This window comes from Pseudomonas sp. AU12215 (assembly GCF_001675465.2).
Lineage (GTDB): Bacteria > Pseudomonadota > Gammaproteobacteria > Pseudomonadales > Pseudomonadaceae > Pseudomonas > Pseudomonas nitroreducens.
Genome location: NZ_MACM02000137.1, coordinates 206,502 through 231,565 on the forward strand (window position 1 = coordinate 206,502; position 25,064 = coordinate 231,565).

The window sequence follows — 25,064 nt, forward strand, 5'->3', positions numbered from 1 at the left end:
TTGCCGACTTATCGAAGATTGGCTACATGCGTAGTCTTGCCTTCAACGACGAATTCCTCCGCCAATTCCCCTGGCACCTTCTCTGGAGAACACACATGAAACTGCTGCACATCGATTCGAGCATCCTCGGCGACAACTCCGCTTCCCGCCAACTGAGCGCCGAACTGGTCGCTGCCTGGGCCGCCGCCGAGCAGGGCGTCGACGTCACCTATCGCGATCTCGCTGCTGACGCCATCAGCCACCTGTCCGCCGCCAGCCTGGTTGCCGCCGGCACTCCGGCAGAACTGCGCGACGCCGCGCAGAAGCACGAAGCCGCCCTGGGCGAGCAAAGCATCGAAGAATTCCTGGCTGCCGACGCCATCGTCATTGGCGCGCCGATGTACAACTTCTCGATCCCCAGCCAGCTGAAGGCCTGGATCGATCGCATCGCCGTTGCCGGCAAGACCTTCCGCTACACCGAGAGCGGCCCGGAAGGCCTGGCTGGCGGCAAGAAAGTCATCATCGTCTCCACCGCCGGCGGCATCCATGCCGGCCAACCCAGCGGTGTCGCCCACGAGAACTACCTCGAGCTGGTGCTGAACTTCCTCGGTATCACTGACATCGAGGTCGTGCGTGCCGAAGGTCTGGCCTACGGTGACGAGCCGCGCCGCAACGCCATTGCCGGCGCCCAGGCGAGCATTGCCAGCCAGTTCGCCGCTGCCTGAGTAACGCCGCTGAAAAAAGCCCCGCATTGCGGGGCTTTTTCTTTTGCCGTCCGTCTGCCGTTTCAGGGCGCTGAAAACTGGCGCGTACTATGCAGATATTTCCGTTTGGCGGTGCCCGGCGGCTTTTTTTCCTACGACATGCCCCGTGGCGCCTGATCTGGAGTCGTTACGGGACGGTGTGCACCATGGCGAGGCGCCTGCTCTGGGTTCTTCTGCTCGTTACTTTCGGTACCGCGGTCAGTACCTCCAGCTGGGCCTCTTCCGGTTGGGGCGTCGGATTCCATCGCCTTCAGGTGAGCGACCCGCTGGATCAGCAGCCGATGAAGGCCATCGCCTTCTACCCGACGCGAGCCGCCGAGCAGCCCCTGCACCTGGGCAATTTCATCCTCGACGTCGCCTATGAAGGCAAGACCGCCAACGGGCGCTTTCCGCTGCTGGTGATGTCCCACGGCAACTACGGCACGCCGCTGGCCCATCGCGACCTGATCGAGGCGCTGGTGCGCAAGGGCTTCGTGGTGGTGACGCTGCTGCATCCCGGCGACAACCTGCATGACCACAGCCGCCTGGGCGCGCTGAGCAATCTCTACGGGCGGCCGCTGCAGGTTTCCGAAACCATCAGCGCCGCGCTGCTCGATCCGCAGATCGCGGCCATTGTCGACCCGCGCAAGGTCGGTGTGATCGGCTACTCCGCCGGCGGTGAGACCGCCCTGATCCTGGCCGGCGCTCAGCCGCGCCTGGAGCGGCTGATCAAGTACTGCCAACAGCGCCCGGACGACCGTGATGCCTGCAGCGAGAAGGGGGAAGTGCGCGCCGACCGCAGCGACCTGGTGCCCATGGCCGACCCGCGCGTTGGCGCCTTGCTCCTGCTCGCGCCGCTGAGCCTGATGTATGGCGCCCATGAGCTGGAAGACGTGCAGGTGCCGGTACTGCTCTACACCGGCAATGACGACCATATCCTCGACTGGAAGAAGAATGCCGCCGCACTGGCTCGCAAGCTGCCACAGCAGGCGGACCTGCGGGTGCTGGATGGGGCAGGGCACTTCGTGTTCATGTCGCCCTGTTCGGAAGAAGAAAAAGAAGCCACGCCGGACCTGTGCACTGACACCCAGGGACTCGATCGCGAGGCCATCCACCGTGACCTGGCCGCTTCGGCGGCGGAGTTCTTCGACGTCAGCCTGGGTAGCGCAACGATGCAGACGTCGGGACGCTGATGCAAGGAATCCCGACCAGAATGCGCCCAAGAAAAAGCCCCGCACAGAGCGGGGCTTTTTCATCCGGGCAGGGGAGTGATCAGACGATCACGCCCTGGCTGCGCAGGTAGTCGTCGTAGGTACCGCTGAAGTCGGTCACGCCATTTTCCGACAGTTCGATGATGCGGGTCGCCAGAGAGGAGACGAACTCACGGTCATGGCTGACGAAGATCAGGGTGCCCGGATAGTTTTCCAGCGCCAGGTTGAGCGACTCGATCGACTCCATGTCCAGGTGGTTGGTCGGTTCGTCCATCACCAGCACGTTGGGGCGCTTGAGGATCAGCTTGCCGAACAGCATGCGGCCCTGTTCGCCACCGGAGATGACCTTCACCGACTTCTTGATGTCGTCGTTGGAGAACAGCATGCGGCCGAGGGTGCCGCGCACCAGTTGCTCGCCGCCCTGGGTCCACTGGGCCATCCAGTCGAACAGGTTGTAATCGTCCTCGAAGTCCTCGGCGTGGTCCTGGGCGAAGTAGCCCACGTCCGCGCTGTCGGTCCACTTCACTTCGCCGGCAGTCGGCGCCATTTCGCCGACCAGGGTGCGCAGCAGGGTGGTCTTGCCGATACCGTTGGGGCCGATGATGGCGATGCGCTCGCCGGCTTCCACCTGCATGCTCAGGTTCTTGAACAGCGCGGTGCCGTCGAAGCCCTGGCTGACCTTTTCCAGCGTGACCGCCTGGCGGTGCAGCTTTTTGTGCTGCTCGAAGCGGATGAACGGGCTGACGCGGCTGGAGGGCTTGACCTCTTCCAGCTGGATCTTGTCGATCTGGCGCGCACGGCTGGTGGCCTGCTTGGCCTTGGAGGCGTTGGCCGAGAAGCGGCTGACGAAGGTCTGCAGCTCGGCGATCTGCGCTTTCTTCTTGGCGTTGTCCGACAGGAGGCGCTCGCGGGCCTGTTCGGCCGCGGTCATGTACTCGTCGTAGTTGCCCGGGAACAGGCGCAGCTCGCCGTAGTCCAGGTCCGCCATGTGGGTGCAGACGCTGTTGAGGAAGTGACGGTCGTGGGAAATGATGATCATGGTGCTGTTACGCGCCGTGATGATGTTTTCCAGCCAGCGGATGGTGTTGATGTCCAGGTGGTTGGTCGGCTCGTCGAGCAGCAGCAGGTCCGGATCGGAGAACAGCGCCTGGGCCAGCAGCACGCGCAGCTTCCAGCCCGGAGCGACGGCGCTCATCGGGCCGAAGTGCTGGTCCAGCGGAATGCCCAGGCCCAGCAGCAGCTCGCCGGCGCGGGATTCGGCGGTGTAGCCGTCGAACTCGGCGAACTGGACTTCCAGCTCGGCCACGGCCATGCCGTCTTCCTCGCTCATCTCCGGCAGGGAGTAGATGCGATCACGCTCGGCCTTGACCTTCCACAGTTCCTCGTGGCCCATGATCACGGTGTCGATCACGCTGAAGTCTTCATAGGCGAACTGGTCCTGGCGCAGTTTGCCCAGGCGCACGCCGTTTTCCAGCATGACCTGGCCACTCGAGGGCTCCAGTTCGCCGCCAAGGATCTTCATGAAGGTGGACTTGCCGCAACCGTTGGCGCCGATCAGGCCGTAGCGGTTGCCGTTGCCGAACTTGACGGAAACGTTTTCGAACAGCGGCTTGGCGCCAAACTGCATGGTGATATTGGCGGTGGAAATCAACTGACTGACCCTTGGCTGGACATGGTGCGCGCCGGGCGCTGACGGCGCGGGCGGGCAGGGAAGGCGCGGTCGTCGAACGAGACCGACAGGCGCCTGGCAAAGCCGCTCATTATGCCATGACCAGGCACGGGCTGCATGCTTTGCCGCTGCAGCGCCCGATTTGCGGGCATAGGTCGGCATCCGACAGTTGAAACCCCCCATTGTCCTGCATCAGAATTCGGTGTTCAGAATTCTGGTGGGGGCTGTATGAAAATCCTAAACGCTCAACATTCGCTCAAGCAGTACCTGGAGCAGGTCAGCGGCAAGCTGATCACGGTCGTCTCGGCCTCCGCCAGTGAAACCGAGGCACTGATCGAAACCCTGGTGGAGAAGGGCAATCGCCTGGACCTGCTGGTGGGCACCATCAATTCCTTCACCTCGCCGGACTTCATCGACTTCTGCGTCCGCGACGCCGGCAAGAGCGTGACCCTGCACGTGGATTTTCGTGCACAGAACAGCGTGCACTGGAAGCTGGTGCTCATCGAGCCGGACGTGGTGATCCTCGGCAGTGCCAACTTCACCGAGATCGGCCTGAGCCTGACCCGCGATACCTGCACCGTGATCCAGGATGCGGCGCTGTATGCCGATTACCTGGCGCGCGTGGCCGAGATCAAGGGCATGGACGGCGTGGTGCTGGGCGAGGACATTCCTGCGTTCGACGAGCAACTGGAAGAGTACCGCCAGAGCCACCGCCGCGTGCAGGCGAGCCTCGCACGCAGCGCGCAGTACCTGGACGGCGAGAGCTGGCTGGGTGACGAGACCAACCAGAGTATCCCGCTGTTCATCTGGTACAGCGACCACTCCGACGAATCCGAGGAGCAGGCCGAAGCCTTCCTGCACGCCAGCAGCGATGGTGTGGACTGGGACGACGTGCGCGAGTTCTTCACCTACGAATGTGCCGAGGGTGTGCTGCCGTACGAAGAGGGCGACATGGTGTTGACTGCGCGCTGCAATGGCACGCATATCGGTTTCTACACCTTCGACCGCATCCTTTACCGCAACGGCACCTACTTCATCTATTCCTATCGCAAGAAGCGCTATACCCAGCCGTTCAAGCTGGAGGACGCCAAGGAGCGCCTGAAGGACGTGATTCCGGAGTGGTACGAGGAAATGCGCACCTCCCTCAATCGCCACGACATCAACAGCGTGGTGCGCTGACGCCCGGCCATTCATCGGCGCGCAGCCGGCCTGTCGATGGGTCGCACCCTGCGCGCCTTGGCATTTCCCGCCGTGCGGACTAGCATCCTGCCAGTATCTCGACGTCGCATGCTGCTGTTGCGTGAGCCCGTCAGAAACCTGTCAGGAGGCAAAGGATCGTGCCGCAACTTCCCCCCGATGAAGTCCCCGTTCGCCGCCGCATGCGCTGGCACTGGCGGCTGTTGACGCTGAAGATCTACATCCTTGCGGTATTCCTGCTCGCCTGCATGCTGGGGGGCAGTGCGATGCTGCTGCTCAATGTGCTCAACGACACGCTCGAACCGGCGCAGCGCCTGGGCTCCTTCGTGGCCGGTGGGTTGATCCTCTTGCTGTGCCTCCACATCCTGCGCATGGCGCTGCCGCCGATGCCGTGGCTACCCAGGCGGCGCACTCTGGAGTAGAAGAGGCCGGAATGAAAAACGCCCCGTGGCATCGCTGCCACGGGGCGTTTTCCTTGGAGCCTGATCAGATCATCAGAAGATGTTGACCGGGTACTCGACGAAGACGCGCACTTCGTTGCCGTCGTCGTTGTAGGAGCGGGCGTCGTTGGACACGCGCAGCCAGGAACCGCGCAGCTTGACCGACAGGTCCTTGGCCGGGCCGCTCGGTACGACGTACTTCAACTGGTTGAAGATTTCACGCTCTTTGCCGTTGCTGGTCTCGGCGGTCTTGATGTTGTCGCCGTAGACGTAGGCCACGGTGTAGCTCAGGCCGGGAACGCCGTACTCGGCGAAGTCCAGGCTGTAGCTGCCCTGCCAGGAACGCTCGTCCTCGCCGTTGAAGTCCGACCAGTAGGAGTTGGCCAGCCAGATGGTGGTGCCGCCATCACCCAGGCCACCTTCGTTCTGGTACCAGCCGTACTGGTAGCCGGAGTCGCCGTTGTTGCGCTGGTGCGCGACCATGAAGGTGTGGGCGCCGATGTTGTAGGCGGCCGACAGGCTCCAGATGGTGTTGTCGGTGCCGTCGTAGTTGAATTCTTCGGCGAAGTCCTTGTTCAGGCGGGTACGGTAGCCGTTGAAGTCCAGGGTCAGGGACTGCTTGTCGGCCACCGGGATGACGTAGTTCAGGTTCATGTACTGCTTGCGAGCGACGTCTTCGCTCTCGTAGCCGTACAGCGAGCCGCTGAAGTTGTCGGTGAACTTGTAGCTGCCGCCGAACACGTCGATGCGCTTCAGGCCGCCGCTGTCACGCCCTTCGGCGCTCTTGCGGGTTTCCGAGGTGAAGCGGCCGACGTTCAGCTCCAGGCCTTCGATCTCCTTGGAGGTGATCAGGGTGCCGGTGAAGCTTTCCGGCAGCAGGCGGGAGTTGTCGTAGCTCAGCACCGGCAGGGCCGGCATCTGGTCGCCGTACTTGATCACGGTGTTGGAGAAGCGGGCTTTTACTGCACCGCCGGCGCGGGCCAGGTCGTTGGCGGCTTCGCCGCTGTCGCCCTGCTTGAAGAAGTCGATGCCGGCAGCGCCGCTCTTACCTTGGCCGCCATCCAGACGCAGGGCGTACATGCCGAAGGCGTCAACGCCGAAGCCCACGGTGCCCTGGGTGAAGCCGGAGGTGAAGGTCGCGGTAGCGGCCTGGCCCCACTCGGCCTTGTCGTCGCGACCGTGCTTGTAGTCACGATTCATGTAGGCATTGCGGAAGAACAGGTCCAGGTGGCTGTCTTCGACGAAGCCCTTGGCAGTGGACTGGTCTTCGGCCATCGCGGCGGTCGACGCGAGGATCCCCAGTGCGAGCAGACTGATCCGGTGGTTCAGCATCTTGATTTCCTTAATGGTGCAGCGCCAGCGAACAGAAAGAAAAAAGCTCTCCGCCCCGAAGTGCGTGAACGGGGTAGGTGGAGTTCTGTGCTGGCATGTTCTTTTGGTTGTATTCGGGGCGTGGTCGCCCCGGCGCCGCCGGATAATAGCAGAGGATCGAACTTTTTCGTCCAGCCTCTGTCATGCGGATGTCATGATGACCTGATCAACGGCGATGGCTCCCGGATCAGGGGCGCTCGAAGGCAATCAGCGCTGTTGCGGTTCTAAAGCTGCGCCGTGTCAATCAGGGCTGCTGATAGGAATGTTGATAGAGCCACAAACTGAGCATCAGCCCGCTGAATGCTGCGAGCGCGGCGCAGAGGAAGATCGAACCAAAGCCGAAGCCGTTGGCGACGGCGCCCATCAGCGGCCCCGTAACCCCCAGCGACACGTCGATGAACAGCGAATAGGCGCCCAGCGCGGCGCCGCGATTGGAGGCAGGCACCAGGCCGACGGCTTCCACGCCCAGCGCGGGGAACACCAGGGAGAAGCCGAAGCCGGTCAGCGCCGCGCCGGCGAGGGCGATCCATGGCGTCGGGGCGCTCCACAGCAGGAGCAGGCCGAGGCTTTCCACCGACAGGCAGGCGATGGCTACGCGGAAACCGCCGTGGCGGTTGATGGCGTTGGCGAACAGCAGTCGCGCGCCGATGAAGCAGCCACCGAAAGCGGTCAGACAGTAGACGGCGTCTTTCCAGCCGAGGCTGGCGTAGTAAAGCGTGATGAACGTGGCGATGGTGCCGAATCCGATACCGCCCAGTGCCAGGCCCATGCCGTGGGGGAATACCCGGCCGAGTACGTGGTGGAAGGGCATACGCTCGCCATGCACCAATGCCGCGGCGCGCTTGGGCCAGGCCAGGGCGAAGCCGAGCGCCGCCAACAGGACTACGCTGCTTCCCAGGCTGGCCAGGCCGAGTTGGCCGACCATCAGCACACCCAACGGCGCGCCAATGGCCAGGGCGCCGTAGCTGGCGATGCCATTCCAGGAAATCACCTTGGCGGTGTTCGCCGCGCCGACGCGGTCGATGCCCCAGGCGATCGAGGCACTGCCGACCAGGCTTTCCGAGGTGCCCAGTACCAGGCGTGCAGCCATCAGCAGGCCGAGGCTGAGCCACGGCAGGCCCTGCATCGCCCAGGAACCGAGCATCAGCACGCCACTGCCGGCGCAGCCGAGCATGCCGTAGAGCACGGCGCGCTTGGGGCCGAGAGTATCGATGACCTTGCCGGCGTAGGGACGAGTCAGCAGCGTGGCCAGGTACTGGATGCTGATGACCAGGCCCGCCATGACCGAGCCGAAACCCAGGTCGGTGTGCACATAGCCGGGGAGCACGGCCAGCGGGATACCGATGGTCAGGTAGGCGATGAAGGTGAACAGGACGACGGACACCACTTGCAGGGTGGACGCGGTGGAGCGGTTCTGGGCAGGCATGTGCAGCAGTTCGGTACGGCAGGTGGGTGCTACATGATGGACCGCAGTGGCCATGTAGGAAAGCTAGCTAACGAACTACCTGGATATGGTTTTGCGTAGGCGCCAGCCAGGGGTGTCATCCGCAGGGGCGAGCCTGTCACACCCGGCGGAAGAGTGTCGGGTAATCGATCACCAGGCCTTCGGCATCCACTGACAGCAACGCCTGAAAGTCCGTGCCCTCCAGGTTTTCGTACAGGTAGTGAGTGGCGTCGATGCGTGTATAGCCCTGGCGCATCCGCATCGGCGTGAGCTTCGGCGCTTCCAGATACACCACTGCCAGTTCGCGGCGATCGCCGTCGGCCAGTTGCAGGCGGCGGATCGGGAAGGTGTTGGTGAAGGGCGACGGCCAGAGGTCGATGTCCAGGCATCCTTCCAGCTCGCTCAGCAACTCGCCGCTGCCGCTTCGCCAATGGCCTTCGCCATCGGTCAGCAGGTGAAGCTGATGCGCACCGCGCTCGCTCTCGACGGAGAAATGCGCCTCGCGCAGGCGCCATTGGCTGTCCCACTCCAGTTGATACTCCAACTGATAGGGCGGCCCGCCCGCCTCGTCGATGGCGCGCAGTTGGCTTTCCGCGCGGCCGTCGCCCAATTGCAGGGACTCCCAGCTGGAGCTCGGCGCGTGCCACAGGCCTTCCCAATTCAGCGTGCGCATCAGGGCGCCTCCAGCACGAGGCCCAGGCGCTGCCGCTTGGGCAGGCGGGCGACCACCAGTTGGTGCGAACGGGTCAGGGCTTCGCGCAGTTCGGCATCGCCCATGGGGTAGGGGCGCTGCATGGAAATCCAGAAGGCCCGCGCCAGGTAGGGTGCAGGGCGGATGCTGGGGCGGTCGACATAGCCCAGGAACAGCTCCGGGCCGACCTTGAACGCCAGGCCGCCATTGCCGCTGTCGAGGAAATCGAGGATGGCGAACATCTTGTTGCCCGCCACCGAAAACACTCGGTTGCTGCCCCACTTGATGTCTTCGCGGGCGCCGGGCAGTTCCAGGCAGAAGCGGGCGATCTGTTGCGGCGTCATGACTCGGTTCCCTCAGTCCCGGAAATAGACCTCGACCAGATGGTAGCCGAACTGGCTTTTCACCGGGCCGTGGACCACGCCAACCGGCTTCTTGAAGATTACCTGGTCGATGGACTTCACCATCTGGCCGGGGCGCACCTCGCCCAGATCACCGCCGCGCTTGCCGGAAGCGCAGGTGGAGTGCTTGCGCGCCAGGGCGGCGAAATCCTCGCCCTTGGCCAGGCGCTGCTTGATCTGCTCGGCTTCGGCGGCGGTCTTGACCAGGATGTGGCGGGCCATGGCAACGGGCATTGTTTCGTGTCCTTAGATGAAAGCGTCTGGGCGCGATTGTACGGCAGCAGTGATGCAGGTCGCATTTCGCGATGGGTTGCATTGTCTGGCCTGGGGGCGCTCCATAGAGTCAATAAGCAAATTCTTATTTATGGGGCGCCGCTTACAGACGGCGTCCGCCGCCACCTTGCGTACGGATGCAGTTCAATGGATATCCAAGCGATGCTCAAGATCCTGGCCACCCAGGATGGTTCGGATCTTTACCTCTCCACCGGCGCGCCGCCCTGCGCCAAGTTCAACGGGGTGCTCAAACCCCTGTCCAACGAGCCGATGAAGGCAGGCGATGTCGCCCGCATCGGCTATGGGCTGATGGACGAGGAGCAGCGTGCGGAGTTCGACCGCGAGCTGGAGATGAACCTGGCGATTTCAGTTCCCGGTGTAGGGCGTTTCCGGATCAACCTGTTCAAACAGCGCAATGAAGTGTCCATCGTGGCGCGCAACATCAAGCTGGACATTCCGCTGTTCGATGACTTGAAGCTGCCCGACGTGCTGCTCAAGGTGGTCATGGAGAAGCGCGGCCTGGTGCTCTTCGTCGGCGGCACCGGCTCGGGCAAGTCCACTTCCCTGGCGGCGCTGATCGACCACCGCAACCGCAACAGCGGCGGCCACATCATCACCATCGAAGACCCCATCGAATACGTGCACCGGCACCGCAAGTCGATCATCAACCAGCGCGAAGTGGGCGTGGACACCCGCAGCTTCCATGCCGCACTGAAAAACACCCTGCGCCAGGCGCCGGACGTGATCCTGATCGGCGAGATCCGTGACCGCGAGACCATGGAGCACGCCCTGGCCTTCGCCGACACCGGCCACCTGGCGATCTCCACGCTGCACGCGAACAACGCCAACCAGGCGCTGGACCGCATCATCAACTTCTTCCCCGAGGAGCGCCGGCCGCAGCTGCTCAACGACCTGGGCAACAACCTCAAGGCCTTCGTTTCCCAGCGCCTGGTACGCACCCAGGACGGCAAGCGCCGTGCAGCAGTGGAAGTGCTGCTGGGCACGGCGACCATCAGCGACATCATCAAGCGTGGCGACTTCAGTTCGATCAAGGAGATCATGGACAAGTCCCGTGCCCTGGGCATGCAGACCTTCGACCAGGCGCTGTTCGACCTGGCGGTGGAAGGGGCGATCACCGAGGAAGAGGCGGTGAAGAACGCCGACTCGGCGAACAACCTGCGGCTGAAGCTCAAGCTGTACAAGGACAACCCGGGCAGCGTCGGCAGCACTGCCACACCTGCGGCTGCCAAGCCAGCTGCCCCTGCGCCGGTTGCACCGCCGCCGGCCACCCAGCCTGTCGAGGCTTCGAGTTGGGGGCTGGAACTGGCACTGGAAGAGATCGAGGCGGAAGACGCCGAGAAGCCGGCCGGACAGTAAACCGCCAGTTGAACGAAGGAAAAGCCCCGGCACGCCGGGGCTTTTTCATGGGAGCGGAATCAGCGCGTTCCTTCGCGCGTCGGTGAGTTCGGCGCCCAAAGCGCATCAGAGTAATGACAGCGGATAGCTGATGATCAGCCGATTCTCGTCGAAGCTGTTGGTGCTGCCCCAGTCGCGGCGCATGGTCGAGTTGCGCCACTTCACGTTCAGCGTCCTGAAGGTGCCGCTCTGCACTGTGTACGCCAGTTCACTCTCGCGGCCCCATTCGCTGCCGTCGGTGGTGCTGGCGTTGTGCACGTTGTCGCCGTGGATGTAGCGGTTCATCAGGGTCAGGCCGGGAATGCCGAAGGCGGCGAAGTCGTAGTCATGACGCAGTTGCCAGGAGCGCTCCTTCGCGCTCTCGTAGCTGGCGTTGTAGCTGTCGTTGGCGAGGGTGCCACCACTGGTGCCATTGACGCGGAACCATTCGTCATCGCCCATGACCTTCTGCAGGCCGAGGTAGAAGGTGCTTGCACCGTACTTGGCCGAAAACATCCCTGAAAATGTCCGGTTGTCGAGGTCTCCGACCTTGGCACTGCCATCCTCCTTGCCCCAGAAGTAGCCGATATTCGCACCGAGTACCCAATTGCCCAGCGGCTGGCTGTGCTGCAGCTGCAGGTATTGCTGCTGGTAGATGTCCTTCAGCTGCGCGTTCCACAGGCCGACCAGCGTGCGGTCGCCGTTGAAGCGGTATTCGCCACCGGCGAAGTTGAAGCGGTCCGAGGTGTAGGCGGGGCGGTTGAACAGTGACATGTCTTGCATGCTGGCGTCGTTGCGCGGGCTGTTCTGGCGGAGCTGGCCGCCGTAGAGCGTCAGGCCGTCGATTTCCTTCGAGGTGACCTGGGCGCCCTGGAAGGTCTGCGGCAGCGAGCGGCCGTCGTCCGAGCGCAGGATCGGCAACACCACCATCCATTCACCGGCCTTGAATTCGGTGTTCGACACCTTGGCCTTGCCGGCCACCGCCAGGCGGCCGAAATCGTCGGCTGGGCGACCGTCGTCGTGGGTCGGTAGCAACTGGGTGCCGGCCGTGCCCTTGCCGCCATCGAGCTTCAGGCTGTACAGCCCGAGTACGTCCAGGCCGAGCCCGACGGTGCCCTGGGTGTAGCCGGAGCGGGCGTCGAGGATGAAGCTCTGGGTCCATTCCTCCGCCTTGTCCTGGCGGGCTTCGCCGACGTAATTGCGGTTCATGTAGAAGTTGCGCAGCAGCAGGCTGGCCTTGGCGTCATCGAGAAAGCCGCCTTCGTCGGCACTGGCCAGGACGGGCAGGGTGGGTAACAGGCAGACGCTGATGGTGAGATGCGGCAGGTGGCGGAGCATGGGGTATTCCCTCGGCATTCTTGTCATTGTTGAGGCGAGCGGAGACCTCCGCGCGGCCCTTTCGGAGGGCGGCGGATGGAGGACTAAGGCGGTCAGGACGCGGATCAGCCAGGCGCGACAGGAATGTGCGGAGGGGCGGTACGAGCGATGCACGCGCGCAGGCGTGCCAGGGTGAGCATGAGCATGTGAACGGACCTTTCTTATAGTTGTTGGCGCCGCATCGAGGCGGCGGCTGGGTCCATAGTGGTGCTCCGCGCCGGCGGGCCGCAATTCGCCAGAGGCGTAAGCGTTCGCTGTTCGAACATGAATTAACCAAATGGAACATTCTTCCGCCGGCATTGCGCGTAGGATGCCTGGCACAACGCCGAGCAGGACTCGTATCGCCCGGCCTTTCAGCGGACCCGCGGGGTGCTCGGGTAGCGGCGCGGCGGATTCTTTCTGCAGAGCCTCCTGCTAGGCTGTCCTGCTCTCCATGTTGGCCCCCGTGCCGGCCGCATCTGCCTAGTGAATCCGTGAGTCGATGAGTACCAGCCAATCGCCGTTGTCCGGCGTCCACCAGCCCTTCAAGGGCATCCTGCTCATCGTCCTGGCGACCTTCCTGTTCTCCAGCCACGACGCGCTGTCCAAGTACCTGGCGAGCATCTATCCCATCGTCATGGTGGTGTGGGCGCGCTATGTGGTGCACACGCTGCTGATGGCGGGCATCTTCCTGCCGCGCGCCGGCCTCGCAGTGCTGCGGACCCGCCATCCGTTCCTGCAGACGCTACGGGCGCTGTGCCTGCTGGGTACCAGCTTCCTGTTCACCACGGGGCTGCAGTACATCCCGCTGGCCGAGGCGACCTCGGTGAACTTCCTCGCGCCGCTGCTGGTGACGGCATTGTCGGTACCGCTGCTGGGCGAGCGGGTCAGTTTCGGCCAGTGGGCCGCAGTGCTGGTGGGATTCGCCGGCGTGCTGGTCATCGTCCACCCCGGCGGTGACCTGTTTACCCCGGCAGTCCTGCTGCCCTTCGGTTCGGCGCTGTGTTTCAGCTTCTACCAGTTGCTGACTCGCAAGCTCAGCCAGGTGGACAGTCCGACCACCAGCAATTTCTTCGCCGGGTTGTGCAACACCCTGATCGTCAGCGCGCTGGTGCCGTTCTTCTGGCAATGGCCGGGACTGGTCCATGGGCTGATGATGCTGGCCCTGGGCACCTGCGGGATGACCGCGCACCTGTTCCTGACCCAGGCTTTCAAGCATGCCGCGCCGGCTCTGCTGGCACCGTTCAGCTATTGCCAGATCGTCTTCGCCGGGCTGCTGGGGTTCGTGATCTTCGGCCATACGCCGGAGCCGTCGGCGCTGCTGGGGATCGCGGTGATCTGCGGCAGCGGGCTGGCGGCGGCCTGGCTGCAGAGTCGCAAGGGGTAGGGCGACACCGTTGCTGTTGGAGCGAGCTTGCTCGCGAACAGCCCAGCGTCGGAGCAACCGGTGAATCCGTTCGCGAGCAAGCTCGCTCCTACAGAAAGCAATAGCGCCGAGCAGGCTTACTCGATCTCGAACAGCCCGTGGCGGATCGGCCCGACCTGCAGGCGCTGGCGCACGTCGTCGTCGATGCGCGGGTCGTCCGGCTGGTACAGCTTCACCTGGCGATAGGCGCTGATGCGGTTGATCTCCGGCCCCAGGTACTCCCAGACCACTCGAGTGCAGGCCGGGGTACGCCGGTCGCCGCTGGAGACGCCGGTCTTCAGGCCGTTCAGGCGCGTGATGCGGCTCTTGAAGCTGGGGATGAGGATGGTCTGGCTCATCTCGTTGACCGTGAGCGACTCGTAGTCCATCAGGAACACCCGGTCCTGCAACTGGAACGCTGCGCCCAGGTAGCGGCAACGCACCCAGTCCTCGGCCTGCACGTCGGTGCTGCTGGAACGCTCCTGGCGCTCCTGGCGCTCGAAGAGGAAATTGCCGTCCTCTTCGTACAGATGCACCAGCGAGAGCAGGATCGAGCCGGGGACCGACATGCAGTTGGAATACTCGAAGTAGTAGCCGCAGTAACGCGACAGGTTGCCTGCGTGGTCGCGCAGCGGGCGGAGCATTTCCAGCAATGGATCGTCGCGTTGCACGTTGGCCTGCGAGGTGCCGCGCGCACCGATCAGCCGGGCGAATTGCTCGGGCGGCAATTGCAGCTCGTAGTCCTCGACGCCGAAGAAGTCGCCAATCCGCTTGAGGTTGTACGCGGTGGGCTGGCTCTGCCCGCCGAGATACTTATTGAACTGTGCGCGGTTGATCGAAAGCTTGCGGCAAACCTCCGAGATAGAGCGGTAGTGCGCGCAGAGCAGCTTGAGATTGGGGCCGAGGTTTTCGGACATTCGTGCCAGGTCCAGGTGATGCGACTGGCGCAATTATAGCGTCAGGTAGCATCAATTCGTAGCAAGCCGCGAAATTGTTTCGGAAGGCTTCGGGCGCAACCATGCGCCCCCAGTGAGCGGACCAGCCCCAGGTCCGTGCTCCCACAATAACAATCGAGGCCCCAGCACATGCTCGACGCGATCAACGATTTCCTCTCCGGGAAAGTCCTCATCGTCCTCATCGTAGGACTCGGCGCGTACTTCACCATCCGCTCCCGTTTCGTCCAGTTCCGCCACTTCGGCCACATGTTCGGCGTGTTCAAGGAGTCGATCCGTGGCCAATCCGGCCAGCTGAGCTCGTTCCAGGCACTGATGCTGAGCCTCGCCGGCCGCGTGGGTGCCGGCAATATCGCGGGTGTCGGCATCGCCGTGACCCTCGGTGGCCCCGGCGCTGTGTTCTGGATGTGGGTCACCGCGCTGGTGGGCATGTCCAGCAGCTTCTTCGAGTGCACCCTGGCCCAGGTCTACAAGCGTAGCGACGGCAACGGCCTGTACCGCGGCGGCCCGGCCTACTACATCCAGCACGGCTTGAAGCTACGCTGGATGGCCATGACCTTCGCGGTCCTGCTGCTGGTGACCTACGGTTTCGCCTTCAACGGCCTGCAAGCCTTCACCGTGACCCATTCGCTGCAGAATGCCTTCGACATCCCGGTCCTGTACTCGGGCATCGCCCTGGCCGTGCTGCTGGCCATCGTGTTCTTCGGTGGCATCCAGCGCATCGCCGCGGTCTCCGACCTGCTGGTGCCGGTCAAGACCCTGGCCTACATCGCCGTGACCCTGTACGTGATCGTCACCCAGATCGAGTTGGTGCCGGGCATGCTGACCACCATCGTGAAGAGCGCCTTCGGCCTGGAACCGGCCTTTGCCGGCCTGCTGGGCAGCGCCATCGTGATGGGCGTGAAGCGTGGCGTGTTCGCCAACGAAGCGGGCCTGGGCAGTGCGCCGAACGTGGCCGCAGTCGCCGCCGTGCGCCATCCGGCGTCCCAGGGCGTGGTCCAGGCGTTCAGCGTGTTCCTCGACACCTTCGTCATCTGCACCTGCACCGCGCTGCTGATCCTGCTCTCGGGCTTCTACACCCCGGGCTTCGAAGGCGACGGCATCACCCTGACCCAGAACTCGCTGGCCGCCGTGGTCGGTGACTGGGGCCGGATCTTCGTCAGCGTCGCGCTGTCGTTGTTCGTGTTCACCTGCATCACCTACAACTATTACCTCGGCGAGAACGCCCTGCAGTTCATCGTCGGCCGCAGCCGCACCGCGCTGATCGCCTTCCGCGTACTGGTGCTGGGCCTGATCCTCTGGGGCTCGATGCAGAACCTGGGCACCGTGTTCGCCTTCGCCGACATCACCATGACCTGCCTGGCCTTCGTCAACCTGGTGGCCCTGGCGATGCTGATCAAGACCGGCCTGCGCGTGATGCGCGACTACGACGAGCAGCGCCGCTCCGGTATCGAGCGCCCGGTGTTCGACGCCAGCAAGTTCGCCGACCTGGACATCGACCACGACGCCTGGCGCGACGCGCACAAGATCAATTCGACCGCTCCGGCCCACGGCAGCCTGCCCGCCCAGGGCTGATCCGCTGACTTTGGTCTGATACGCAAGGCCGGGACTTCTCCCGGCCTTGCGGTTTATCCTGTGACTTTCCTACAAGAGCACTGGCATGCGTCGCGTGAAGAACCTCTTCGTCCTCTATACCGGCGGCACCATCGGCATGCTGCAGACTGCCGAAGGCCTGGCGCCGGCTGGCGGTTTCGAAGCGCGCATGCGCGAACAACTGCAAGGCCACGGCGAGATTCACCTCGACTGGTCCTTCAGCGAACTGCAACCGCTGCTCGACAGTGCCAACATGACCCAGGCCAACTGGCTGGCCATGCGCGACGCCATCGTCGGTGCGGTGGAGCAGTGCGACCATGACGGCGTGCTGGTCCTGCACGGCACCGACACCCTGGCTTACAGCGCTGCGGCGCTGTTCTTCCTGCTCCTGGGGCTGGACGTGCCCGTGGTGTTCACCGGCTCCATGCAGCCGATGGGCGCGCCGGGCAGCGATGCGCCGGCGAACCTGCTGGGCGCGCTGAATGCACTGGATGCCGGTGTCGAGCCGGGTGTCTGGTTGTTTTTCAATGGCGAGATGATGCACGGCGCCCGCGTCACCAAGCTGCGCAGCGAGGCGTTCGATGCCTTTGCCGTGTTGCCGCGTGAGCGCAAAGGTGAACGCGCGGAATCGCTTCCTGCCGAACTGAGCTACCGCCAGCCGCGCCAACCGGTGAACCTCGCCGTGCTGCCGCTGTTCCCCGGCCTGCGTGCCGAGCACCTGCGTGCGCTGCTCGGCAGTGGGGTACAGGCGTTGCTGCTGGAGTGCTACGGGAGCGGCACCGGTCCGTCGGATAACGAGGAGCTGCTGGCGGTATTGCGCGAGGCTCATACTCGCGGCGTGGTGTTGGCTGCGATCAGCCAATGCCCGCAGGGGCACGTGGCGTTCGACGTCTATGCCGCGGGCAGTCGCCTGCGCGATGCGGGGCTGGTTTCCGGCGGAGGCATGACCCGCGAAGCGGCGCTGGGCAAGTTGTTCAGCCTGATCGGCAGCGGCCTGGCGCCGGCCGAGACGGAGCGCCTGTTCGCCCTCGACCTGTGCGGCGAGCGCGTCGAAACGAATTAAGGGAGAGCGCCCCGGTCAGGGGCGCGATTCTTCCAGCGGCACGTTGAGCACTTCGCGTACCAGCATGGCGATGCTGCTCACGCCCATCTTTTCCTTGATCTTGGTGCGGTGCACGTCGACGGTCTTGACGCTGATGTTCAGCTCGCGGGCGATGACCTTGCTGGCCTTGCCGTCCACCACCATCATCAGGATTTCCCGTTCCCGCCCGGTAAGCAGGTCGAGCTTGTGCTGCAGGACCTGCTTCTGCTCCTGCCCGGCGTGTACCTGTACCGCGCTTTTCAGTGCGGCCTGGATGCGATCGAGCATCTGCTGCGGGTTGTAGGGCTTCTCGACGAAATCCAGCGCGCCGTTCTTCATCGCCTTCACCGACATGGGGATGTCGCCGTGGGCGGTGACGAAGATGGTCGGCAGGGCGATGCCCTTGTCGTTGAGCATTTCCTGCAACTGGAACCCACTGGTCTCGGGCATGCGCACGTCGAGCACCAGGCAGGCGGGGAGCTTGGGGTCGTATTCGCGCAGGAACTCCTCGGCGCCGCCGTAGCACAGCGATTCGATGCTGACCGATTCGAGCAGCCAGGCGAGGGAGGTGCGCAGGTCCTTGTCGTCGTCGACGATGTAGACCACGGGTTTTCTAGCATCCATCAGGCGTTGCCACTTTCTTTTTTTATCGTTGTAGAGCTGCACGTAGGCCGCGTACGCCGGGCTTTGGCCCGGTCGCCGCAATGGCATGTCCCGGAGCATACCCATAGTCGCCGAGGCTGACGATAAAGAAACCACCTAGATGACTAGCGGCCACCACCCTCTGGGGTGGTAATCGTCTGAATGTTTCGCGCCCTGGCGCTGCCCTACGCTGGCCACATACAAGAAAGGCCGGGCGTGCCGGCCACTCCAGCACAAGGGGCGAAGACATGGCCAACACCCTCAGCCAGACCCAGATCGATTTCCGCAACGCCATGGCGCAATTGCCGGCGGCGGTGAACATCATCACCACCAACGGCCCGGAAGGCCGCTGCGGCATCACCGCCAGCGCGGTCTGCTCGGTCACCGACTCGCCGCCCACGGTGCTGGTCTGCGTCAACCGCGGCAGCGCCACTCACGATGTATTCCGCAGCAACGGCCACCTGTGCGTCAACGTGCTCTGTGGCGAGCAGGAAGAGCTGGCCAAGCATTTCGCCGGGATGACCAAGGTATCGATGGAAGAACGCTTCGCCTGGGACCTCTGGGACGACGGCTACGCCGGCCTGCCGGTGCTGCGCCAGGCGCTGGTCAGCCTCGAGGGTCGCATCAGCGACTGCAAGGAAGTCGGCTCGCACACCGTGATGTTCGTCGAGTTGGAAAAGGTCGCCGTGCGCGAGCGCCAGGACAGCCTGGTGTACTTCAACCGCGTCTTCCACCGCGTCGACCGCGAGGCCGTGCGCTGCGCGAGCTGACTCCGAAAACAACAAGAACGAGGTGATCAACGTGACCCTGAAGATTTCCCAGACTGCCGACATCCAGACCTTCTTCGAAGAAGCCAGCGGCGCCCTGAACGAKGCCGGCAACCCGCGGGTGAAGAACCTCGTCCTGCGCATCCTGCAGGAYACCGCCAGGCTCATCGARGACATGAACGTCACCCCCGACGAGTTCTGGAAAGCCGTGGACTACCTCAACCGCCTCGGCGCGCGCCAGGAGGCCGGGCTGGTCGTCGCCGGCCTGGGCATCGAGCACTACCTCGACCTGCTGCTGGACGCCCAGGACGCTGCCGCCGGCATCGAAGGCGGCACCCCGCGCACCATCGAAGGCCCGTTGTAYGTAGCGGGTGCGCCGCTGTCCGAAGGCGAGGCGCGSATGGATGACGGAAAAGACGCCGGCACCGTGATGTTCCTCTCCGGYCGCGTSTTCGACCTCGAYGGCAARCCGCTGGCYGGYGCCGTGGTCGACCTCTGGCACGCCAACACCAAGGGCACCTACTCSTACTTCGACAGTACCCAGTCCGAGTACAACCTGCGCCGGCGCATCGTCACCGACGCCGAAGGCCGCTACCAGGCRCGCAGCATCGTGCCCAGCGGCTAYGGCTGCCCGCCGGACGGCCCGACCCAGGAGCTGCTSAAYCAACTSGGCCGCCAYGGCCAGCGCCCGGCGCACATCCACTTCTTCATCTCCGCGCCGGGCCATCGCCACCTGACCACACAGATCAATCTCGCCGGCGACCAGTACCTGTGGGACGACTTYGCCTATGCCACCCGCGACGGGCTGATCGGCGAGGTGCGTTTCGTCGAGGACGCGGCGGCGGCCAAGGCGCGCGGTGTGGAAGGGCGCTTCGCCGAGATCGAGTTCGATTTCCAGCTGCAGCGGGCCGTCGCTGCCGGAGCCGAAGACCGCAGCAATCGTCCTCGCGCTCTGCAGGGGACCTGACCGTAAGGCGGACAACGGTTCGCGGTTGCACGCCCTGCATGACCTTGGGCGTGCTGCGTTCAGCCCCGCCGTTCCCGATGCATCAGCCAGAGGAAGTACGGGCAACCGATGAACGCCGCCAGCAGGCCCGCAGAGACCGGCCAGGGATAGGCGATGTTCCGCCCCAGCCAGTCCGCCACCACCATGATCACGGCTCCGGCCAGCGCGCTCAGCAGCAATTGCGGCGCGGCGCGACGGACGCCGAGGTGGCGGGCGATGTGCGGGCCGATCAGACCGACGAAGCTCAGTGGGCCGACGATGATGGTAGCGGTGGCGGTCAACACCGCAGCGGTCAGCAGGATTGCCAGGTGACTCCCGCGCAACCGCAAGCCCAGCGCAGTCGCGGTGCCGTTGCCCAGGGTCAGCAGGTCCAGCGGGCGAGCCAGCAGCAGGCTGATACCGATCATCAACGCTCCGACGACCAGGCCGGTGCTCGCGGACGTCACATCCACCTGATAGGTCGAGCCGGTCATCCAGCTCATCATCGCGGTCATGCGCGGGTCACCGCTGGCCAGCAGCAACGTGCTCAACGAGTGCAACAAGGTGGTCAGGCACACGCCGGTCAACAGCAGCCGCTCGGCGTTGAACGTCTCGCGCCAGGCGAACCACAGCAGCAGGCCGAGCGTCAGCAGCGCGCCGATGCTGGCGGCTGGCACCATGTAGGCCTGCGGCTGCGGCATCACCAGGAACAGCACCAGCACGGCGATGGCCGCGCCGGACGTGGCGCCGAGGACTTCCGGGCTGGCCATGGGGTTGCCGGTCAGGCGCTGCACCAGCAGTCCGGCGACGGCCAGCATGGCGCCGGCGGCGAGCGAGCCGAGTACGCGCGGCAGGCGCCATTGCGCGATGGCGTCGCTCAGACCGGCGTCGCCCCAGTGCCAGCCGTTGGCGTCTACCGCGAAGTAGATCGCCGGCAGCGTCAGCAAGGCGAGCAGGATGGCCATGCCGATGATCAGCCGCCACGGACGCTCCCGCTGCGGCCTGGCTGGCGCCGGGCGCGGGATGATCCCGCCGCTGCGCTGGCGGCTGAGCAGCCACAGCAGCAGCGGAACGCTGAAAATGCCGGTGAGGATGCCGGCGGGAATTTCCCCGGCGAAGCGCGACAGCTCGCGGGCGATCTGGTCCACCACGCAGAGGAGCGCAGCGCCCAGCAGTGGCGCCCAGATCAGCCGTTGCTTCAGCGTGCGGGCACCACACAGCCGGGCAATCGCCGGCGCGGCAAGGCCGACGAAGGCGAGCATACCCACGGCACTGGTCACGAAGGCACTCAGCGCCACGGCCACGGCCAGACCCAATACGCGGGTACGGCGCAGGTTGACGCCGACCGCCGCCGCGCCTTCATCTTCCAGGCCCAGGGCTGCCAGCGGGCGCACCATCAACAGGGCGATGACCATGGCCACCGCCAGGCGCGGGGCGAGGTACAGCACGCCGTCCCAGCCACTCTGGTTCAGCGAGCCGGCCTGCCAGAGCAGCAGGTCGATCAGGTAGTCGTGGTTGAACAGCACCAGCAGCGCGTTGAGCGACACGCAATAGAGGCTGATGACCATGCCGGCGAGGATGAAACGCAGCGGTGACAGCGTGCGGCCCCAGGCAAAGGTGAACAGCAGGGCGGTGGCGAGCGCGGCGCCGGTCAGGGTGACGGCCTCCAGGCCATGCACCAGCAGCGTCGGGGCGAAGATGGTGGCGGCCGACAGCGCCAAGTTGGCGCCGGCGGAAACGCCCAGCGTCACCGGCTCGGCCAGCGGGTTACGGAGGATCTGCTGGAACAGCGTGCCGGCCAGGGCCAGCGCGGCGCCAGCCATCAGGCTCACCGTCAGGCGCGGGAAGAAGCTGAAGTGCAGCAGCACCTGGCGCACGTCGTCCAGGTCCGGCGACCACAAGGCCTGCCACCAGAGTTCGCGGGGCAGGGCGCCTTGCAGGCCATGGAATACCAGCAGTGCGGCGAGGAGCGCCAGCAGCAGCGTACAGAGCGCCGGGCCAATCGGCAGGCCGCGGCGTGGTGCGGCGAGTCCGAGGGTCGATTCAGGCATGGGCGACCTCCGTGGCATTGTCCAGATAAGCGGCGATGCGTTCGGCCAGGTCCAGCACCGAGGCAGCGCCGGCGTAGGGATAGAAGCGCTCCAGCGTCAGCGTGTGCCCCTGGCGCACGGCGGGCAGGTTGGCCCAGAGGTCGTTGGGCTGCCGCAGGCTCTGCAGGCGCGCCGAGGTAGTGGGGATGTCGACGTAGACCAGGTGCGCATCCGGGCGCTCGGCCAGGCGTTCGATGCTGACCATGGCCAGCCCCACCGGGCCGACCGGCCCTTGCCAGGCATTCTCGACGCCGAGGCGGTCGAGCACGTCCTGCACCATGCTGTTCCTGCCGTAGACAGCGGCGTGGCGGCCGTCCTGGTTGAGTACGGCGACGCACACCGGCGGCAGGCTGCGCTTGGCCAGTTCTGCGCGCAGTTCGGCCAGGCGCTGTTCGCCGGCGGCGATGTAGTCGGCAGCCGCCTGCTCGACGCCGAGTCGCCGCGCCAGGTCGTTCATGAAGTCGGTAGTGGCTTTCCAGGCACCCTCGGCAGCCGGGTAGATAGCGACCTTTTCGGTCGGCGCAATGCCGTTGAGTCGACGCTGCAAGGTCGGCGTCATCGGGTCGCTGAGGATCAGTTGCGGCTGCAGTTGCTGGATCAGTTCGAGGTTCGGTTCCCAGTAGGGGCCCACGTCACGCACGCTTTCCGGCAGAGCCATGGTCGGCATGCGCACCCGGTAATAGCGGTCGTCGGAAATCGCCAGCGGCGGTACGCCCAGGGTCAGCAGCGTCTCAGCGGCCACCCAGTTGAGCGCGACGATCCGCGTCAGGCGCTCACCGGCGAAAACCGGCAGGCCGCAGGCGCAGGCCAGGCCGCCCAGGGCGAGGCCCTGCAGCAGGTGGCGACGGGTGAGGGACATGCACTACTCCTCGCGTGAAACAACAGGCTTCTGAAACAGCAGGCTCTTGAAACAACAAAGGGCCCCCTGCGAACAGGGAGCCCGGAAGCAGCAGGCGGAACCGGCGCGGGGCCGCTTCCACCCGTGCCTTACCAGCTGTACTTCACGCTGGTCATGACGGTGCGGCGCAGGCCCGGGTAGCAGGAGATCGGGCTGTCGCAGGTGGCTGCGTATTCCTCGTCCAGCAGGTTCTGGGCGTTCACCGAGAGGGTCACGTTCTTGTTCAGCGGGTAGCTCACGCCGGCGTCGAACAGGGTGTAGTTGTCGACGTGGTAGGTGTTGGCGTTGTTGCCGTAGAGCGAGCCGGTGTAGCGCACGCCGCCGCCGATGGAGAGACCGTCGACCGCACCTTCGTGGAAGGTGTAGTTCAGCCAGCCGTTGGCCATGTGCTCGGGCACGTTGGCCGGGCGATTGCCCTCGTTGCCGTCGTTGCTGCTGGTGATCTTGGCCTTGGTGTAGGAGGCCAGCAGGTCCCAGTTCTGATCCAGCTTGGCCTTCAGCTCGGCCTCGATGCCGCGCGAACGCTGCTCGCCGGTCGGTTCGCTGAAGCCGGTCGGCACGCCGTTGGCGTTGAGCTGGGTGGTAAGGATGTTTTCCTTGGTCAGCTCGTAGGCGGCCAGGGTGATCAGCAGGGTTTCGTCCGGCTGGAACTTCACGCCCGCTTCGTACTGGTGGGCTTCGCTGGCCTTGAAGGCGCCACCGTCGGCGGTGATGCCGGTGTTGGGTACGAAGGACTCCGAGTAGCTGACGTAGGGCGCCAGGCCGAAATCGGTCAGGTAGGTCAGGCCGACGCGGCCGGTGAAGGCGTTGTCCTTCTGCATGGTGTGCGCGCTGGTATGGCTGTCGAGGTCGTTGCGCACGTAGTCGTAGCGGCCGCCGGCGGTGAGGATCCAGTGGTCGTCGAACTTGACCTGGTCCTGGATGTAGCCGCCCACCTGCTGGATGGTCTGGTCGTAGTTGATGGCCTGGCCGGGGAGGGTGGTGTCCTTGGTCGGGCGCTGCACGCTCTGGCCGTACTGCGGGTTGTCCAGGTTCAGCGACGGGCCCAGGGTGCGCCAGCGAGCGATGTCGGCGTCCTGCCAGCTGTAGTCGACGCCCATCAGCAGCGTGTGTTTGAACGCGCCGGTGTCGAAGTTGGCCTGGAACTGGTTATCCAGGTTGAAGGTGTCCATGTGCTGATCGAAACGGTCAGCGGTACGGATGATGTTGCGGCCGACCTGCAGTTGCGGCAGCAGGTTGGCGAACACCAGGTCGACCTGGCCGTAGCGGGCGTTCTGGCGGAATTCCCAGGTGTCGTTCAGGCGGTGGCGAAACTCGTAGCCCAGGGTGTACTGGTCCTGGCTGAAGTGGTTGTAGCTGTGATCGCCGAGCAGGGTGCCGGTGGGGTGGCCGTTGACGCTGTAGTCGAAGATCGAGCCGGAGTTGCGGTCACGCAGGAAGTCAGTGAGCACGGTCAGGCTGGTGTCTTCGTCCGGCGCCCAGGTGAAGGACGGGGCGATGTAGTAGCGGTCGTCCTCGACCTCGTGGCCGTCGTCGTATTCGGCCTGGGTGTTGGCGTCGCGGGCCAGGCCCACCACGCGGTAGAGGAACTGGTTCTGGTCGTCCAACGCGCCGCCCAGGTCGAACTGGCCCTGCTTGCGGTCATGGTTGCCGCCGGTCAGTTCCACTTCGTTGATGTGATTGGCGGTGGGCTTCTTGCTCACGCGGTTGACGATGCCGCCGGCATCACCCATGCCGAACAGGCTGGAAGACGGGCCACGGACAACGTCGATGCGCTCGAAGGCATAGGGCTCGCTGCGAAAGAACGCGTAGCTGTTGTTCTGCTGACGCAGGCCGTTGAGGTAGTCACTGGTGGCCTGGGCATTGAAGCCGCGGATGTACATCCAGTCGAAGCCCTTGGGGTCCAGGCCATAGGCTTCCACCTTGACGCCGGGCACGTAGCGCAACGCCTCGGTGACGGTCTGGGCGCCCTGGGCGTCCATCTGCTTGCGGGTGATCACCGAGATCGACTGGGGGATTTCCAGCAGCGGGGTGTCGGTCTTGCTGCCGCTGTTGGAGGTGCGCGGCACATAGCTGTCTTCACCTTCGATGGCGCCGGTGATGACCTGGGCGGACAGGTTCAGGGTGTCGCCGCTGGCGGCATCGGCGCCCAGCAGGGTCACGCGGCTGCCTTCGACCTGGTACTTGATGCCGGTGCCTTGCAGCAGGCGCTCCAGCGCCGCGGTGGGCTCCATCTCGCCGCGTACACCGGGGGCGCGCAGGTTCTGCACCTGGGTCTGGTTGAAGACGATCTGCAGGTTCGACTGCGCGCCCAGGCTGGTCAGGGCGGAAGCCAGCGACTGGGCCGGGATATCGATGCGGACCGGCGCAGCCTCTACGGCGGTGGCGGTCAGAACCATGCCCAGGGCGGTGGCGCGGACCAGGCGGGCCAGGGGCTTCACCGGGTGCCGGGATTGCAGCGCATTGCGGGTGCGACTCAC

General features: G+C 64.8%; 22 protein-coding genes. 10 read left to right on the forward strand and 12 right to left on the reverse strand.

The features are described from left to right. Positions 1–95: 95 nt before the first annotated feature. Together A9513_RS18740 and A9513_RS18745 are read left to right on the forward strand one after the other, a co-directional pair. Positions 96–704, forward strand: a complete 609-nt coding sequence (locus A9513_RS18740) for an FMN-dependent NADH-azoreductase (protein ID WP_038803664.1) — start codon at positions 96–98, stop codon at positions 702–704. Between the two features lie 185 nt (positions 705–889). Beyond that, on the forward strand, positions 890–1,915 hold the full coding sequence (locus A9513_RS18745; RefSeq protein ID WP_065085245.1) for an alpha/beta fold hydrolase: 1,026 nt from the start codon (positions 890–892) through the stop codon (positions 1,913–1,915). 79 nt (positions 1,916–1,994) lie between these two features. On the opposite strand, the gene A9513_RS18750 is transcribed toward A9513_RS18745, so the two are convergent. Then, positions 1,995–3,584, reverse strand: a complete 1,590-nt coding sequence (locus A9513_RS18750; RefSeq protein WP_038803663.1) for an ABC-F family ATPase — start codon at positions 3,582–3,584, stop codon at positions 1,995–1,997. 246 nt (positions 3,585–3,830) lie between these two features. Here A9513_RS18750 and A9513_RS18755 point away from each other — a divergent pair, with 246 nt between their 5' ends. Continuing rightward, positions 3,831–4,781, forward strand: coding sequence for a phospholipase D family protein (locus A9513_RS18755; protein WP_024764474.1), 951 nt, complete (start codon positions 3,831–3,833; stop codon positions 4,779–4,781). Positions 4,782–4,939: 158 nt separating this feature from the next. After that, entirely contained in the window at positions 4,940–5,221 is a 282-nt protein-coding gene (locus A9513_RS18760; protein ID WP_065085246.1) for a hypothetical protein, read from the forward strand. A 72-nt stretch (positions 5,222–5,293) separates the two neighbouring features. Here the strand turns inward: A9513_RS18760 and A9513_RS18765 are convergent, their stop codons facing one another. From A9513_RS18765 to A9513_RS18785, 5 genes are all read right to left on the reverse strand, one after another. After that, positions 5,294–6,571: an OprD family porin gene (locus tag A9513_RS18765; RefSeq protein WP_065085247.1), complete on the reverse strand. Its 1,278-nt coding sequence runs from the start codon at positions 6,569–6,571 to the stop codon at positions 5,294–5,296. Positions 6,572–6,854: 283 nt separating this feature from the next. Next, the gene (locus A9513_RS18770; RefSeq protein WP_065085309.1) at positions 6,855–8,036 is read right to left on the reverse strand and encodes an MFS transporter; all 1,182 of its coding nucleotides are present in this window, start codon (positions 8,034–8,036) and stop codon (positions 6,855–6,857) included. A gap of 136 nt (positions 8,037–8,172) precedes the next feature. Further along, positions 8,173–8,727 (reverse strand): putative glycolipid-binding domain-containing protein, encoded by a 555-nt coding sequence (locus tag A9513_RS18775; RefSeq protein WP_065085248.1) that lies wholly within the window; start codon positions 8,725–8,727, stop codon positions 8,173–8,175. Continuing rightward, on the reverse strand, positions 8,727–9,089 hold the full coding sequence (locus A9513_RS18780) for an MmcQ/YjbR family DNA-binding protein (protein WP_065085249.1): 363 nt from the start codon (positions 9,087–9,089) through the stop codon (positions 8,727–8,729). Before A9513_RS18780 ends, A9513_RS18775 begins: the two co-directional genes overlap by 1 nt. 12 nt (positions 9,090–9,101) lie before the next feature. Continuing rightward, positions 9,102–9,380 (reverse strand): peptidylprolyl isomerase, encoded by a 279-nt coding sequence (locus A9513_RS18785; RefSeq protein ID WP_024767268.1) that lies wholly within the window; start codon positions 9,378–9,380, stop codon positions 9,102–9,104. Positions 9,381–9,566: 186 nt separating this feature from the next. Here A9513_RS18785 and A9513_RS18790 point away from each other — a divergent pair, with 186 nt between their 5' ends. Then, on the forward strand, positions 9,567–10,796 hold the full coding sequence (locus tag A9513_RS18790; protein ID WP_024767267.1) for a PilT/PilU family type 4a pilus ATPase: 1,230 nt from the start codon (positions 9,567–9,569) through the stop codon (positions 10,794–10,796). 105 nt (positions 10,797–10,901) lie between these two features. Here the strand turns inward: A9513_RS18790 and A9513_RS18795 are convergent, their stop codons facing one another. Then, positions 10,902–12,152 carry an OprD family porin gene (locus tag A9513_RS18795; RefSeq protein WP_065085250.1) on the reverse strand — a complete coding sequence of 417 codons (1,251 nt, stop codon included), beginning with the start codon at positions 12,150–12,152 and terminating at the stop codon, positions 10,902–10,904. A gap of 520 nt (positions 12,153–12,672) precedes the next feature. Between A9513_RS18795 and A9513_RS18800 the strand changes: the two genes are divergently transcribed. Beyond that, positions 12,673–13,557: a DMT family transporter gene (locus tag A9513_RS18800; RefSeq protein ID WP_024767266.1), complete on the forward strand. Its 885-nt coding sequence runs from the start codon at positions 12,673–12,675 to the stop codon at positions 13,555–13,557. Between the two features lie 116 nt (positions 13,558–13,673). Here the strand turns inward: A9513_RS18800 and A9513_RS18805 are convergent, their stop codons facing one another. Further along, positions 13,674–14,492, reverse strand: a complete 819-nt coding sequence (locus tag A9513_RS18805) for a helix-turn-helix transcriptional regulator (RefSeq protein WP_024767265.1) — start codon at positions 14,490–14,492, stop codon at positions 13,674–13,676. Between the two features lie 168 nt (positions 14,493–14,660). On the opposite strand from A9513_RS18805, the gene A9513_RS18810 reads away from it, so the two are divergent. Both A9513_RS18810 and A9513_RS18815 read left to right on the forward strand, forming a co-directional pair. Then, positions 14,661–16,103, forward strand: coding sequence for a sodium:alanine symporter family protein (locus A9513_RS18810; RefSeq protein ID WP_024767264.1), 1,443 nt, complete (start codon positions 14,661–14,663; stop codon positions 16,101–16,103). Positions 16,104–16,188: 85 nt separating this feature from the next. Beyond that, positions 16,189–17,184, forward strand: coding sequence for an asparaginase (locus A9513_RS18815; protein ID WP_065085251.1), 996 nt, complete (start codon positions 16,189–16,191; stop codon positions 17,182–17,184). A 15-nt stretch (positions 17,185–17,199) separates the two neighbouring features. Here A9513_RS18815 and A9513_RS18820 read toward each other — a convergent pair whose 3' ends face one another. Continuing rightward, positions 17,200–17,826, reverse strand: a complete 627-nt coding sequence (locus tag A9513_RS18820) for a response regulator transcription factor (protein WP_024767262.1) — start codon at positions 17,824–17,826, stop codon at positions 17,200–17,202. A gap of 266 nt (positions 17,827–18,092) precedes the next feature. On the opposite strand from A9513_RS18820, the gene hpaC reads away from it, so the two are divergent. After that, positions 18,093–18,614: a 4-hydroxyphenylacetate 3-monooxygenase, reductase component gene (hpaC, locus tag A9513_RS18825; RefSeq protein WP_024767261.1), complete on the forward strand. Its 522-nt coding sequence runs from the start codon at positions 18,093–18,095 to the stop codon at positions 18,612–18,614. Between the two features lie 31 nt (positions 18,615–18,645). Continuing rightward, entirely contained in the window at positions 18,646–19,578 is a 933-nt protein-coding gene (gene catA, locus A9513_RS18830; RefSeq protein WP_065085310.1) for a catechol 1,2-dioxygenase, read from the forward strand. A gap of 59 nt (positions 19,579–19,637) precedes the next feature. Here the strand turns inward: catA and fhuB are convergent, their stop codons facing one another. The 3 genes from fhuB to A9513_RS18845 form a co-directional block, all read right to left on the reverse strand. Beyond that, positions 19,638–21,647 (reverse strand): Fe(3+)-hydroxamate ABC transporter permease FhuB, encoded by a 2,010-nt coding sequence (gene fhuB, locus A9513_RS18835; protein ID WP_024766469.1) that lies wholly within the window; start codon positions 21,645–21,647, stop codon positions 19,638–19,640. Next, complete coding sequence (locus A9513_RS18840) at positions 21,640–22,545, reverse strand: ABC transporter substrate-binding protein (RefSeq protein WP_024766470.1); 906 nt, start codon at positions 22,543–22,545, stop codon at positions 21,640–21,642. The genes fhuB and A9513_RS18840 overlap by 8 nt, the downstream gene beginning before the upstream one ends. A 128-nt stretch (positions 22,546–22,673) precedes the next feature. Then, positions 22,674–25,064 (reverse strand): TonB-dependent siderophore receptor, encoded by a 2,391-nt coding sequence (locus A9513_RS18845; protein ID WP_065085252.1) that lies wholly within the window; start codon positions 25,062–25,064, stop codon positions 22,674–22,676.

Bases quoted from the DNA above. Each gene is read 5' to 3' on its own strand.
- A9513_RS18740 (WP_038803664.1), top strand. From the start codon at position 96: ATGAAACTGCTGCACATCGATTCGAGCATCCTCGGCGACAACTCCGCT.
- A9513_RS18745 (WP_065085245.1), top strand. From the start codon at position 890: ATGGCGAGGCGCCTGCTCTGGGTTCTTCTGCTCGTTACTTTCGGTACC.
- A9513_RS18755 (WP_024764474.1), top strand. From the start codon at position 3,831: ATGAAAATCCTAAACGCTCAACATTCGCTCAAGCAGTACCTGGAGCAG.
- A9513_RS18765 (WP_065085247.1), bottom strand. From the start codon at position 6,571: ATGCTGAACCACCGGATCAGTCTGCTCGCACTGGGGATCCTCGCGTCG.
- A9513_RS18770 (WP_065085309.1), bottom strand. From the start codon at position 8,036: ATGCCTGCCCAGAACCGCTCCACCGCGTCCACCCTGCAAGTGGTGTCC.
- A9513_RS18775 (WP_065085248.1), bottom strand. From the start codon at position 8,727: ATGCGCACGCTGAATTGGGAAGGCCTGTGGCACGCGCCGAGCTCCAGC.
- A9513_RS18780 (WP_065085249.1), bottom strand. From the start codon at position 9,089: ATGACGCCGCAACAGATCGCCCGCTTCTGCCTGGAACTGCCCGGCGCC.
- A9513_RS18785 (WP_024767268.1), bottom strand. From the start codon at position 9,380: ATGCCCGTTGCCATGGCCCGCCACATCCTGGTCAAGACCGCCGCCGAA.
- A9513_RS18790 (WP_024767267.1), top strand. From the start codon at position 9,567: ATGGATATCCAAGCGATGCTCAAGATCCTGGCCACCCAGGATGGTTCG.
- A9513_RS18795 (WP_065085250.1), bottom strand. From the start codon at position 12,152: ATGCTCCGCCACCTGCCGCATCTCACCATCAGCGTCTGCCTGTTACCC.
- A9513_RS18800 (WP_024767266.1), top strand. From the start codon at position 12,673: ATGAGTACCAGCCAATCGCCGTTGTCCGGCGTCCACCAGCCCTTCAAG.
- A9513_RS18805 (WP_024767265.1), bottom strand. From the start codon at position 14,492: ATGTCCGAAAACCTCGGCCCCAATCTCAAGCTGCTCTGCGCGCACTAC.
- A9513_RS18810 (WP_024767264.1), top strand. From the start codon at position 14,661: ATGCTCGACGCGATCAACGATTTCCTCTCCGGGAAAGTCCTCATCGTC.
- A9513_RS18815 (WP_065085251.1), top strand. From the start codon at position 16,189: ATGCGTCGCGTGAAGAACCTCTTCGTCCTCTATACCGGCGGCACCATC.
- A9513_RS18820 (WP_024767262.1), bottom strand. From the start codon at position 17,826: ATGGATGCTAGAAAACCCGTGGTCTACATCGTCGACGACGACAAGGAC.
- hpaC (WP_024767261.1), top strand. From the start codon at position 18,093: ATGGCCAACACCCTCAGCCAGACCCAGATCGATTTCCGCAACGCCATG.
- fhuB (WP_024766469.1), bottom strand. From the start codon at position 21,647: ATGCCTGAATCGACCCTCGGACTCGCCGCACCACGCCGCGGCCTGCCG.
- A9513_RS18840 (WP_024766470.1), bottom strand. From the start codon at position 22,545: ATGTCCCTCACCCGTCGCCACCTGCTGCAGGGCCTCGCCCTGGGCGGC.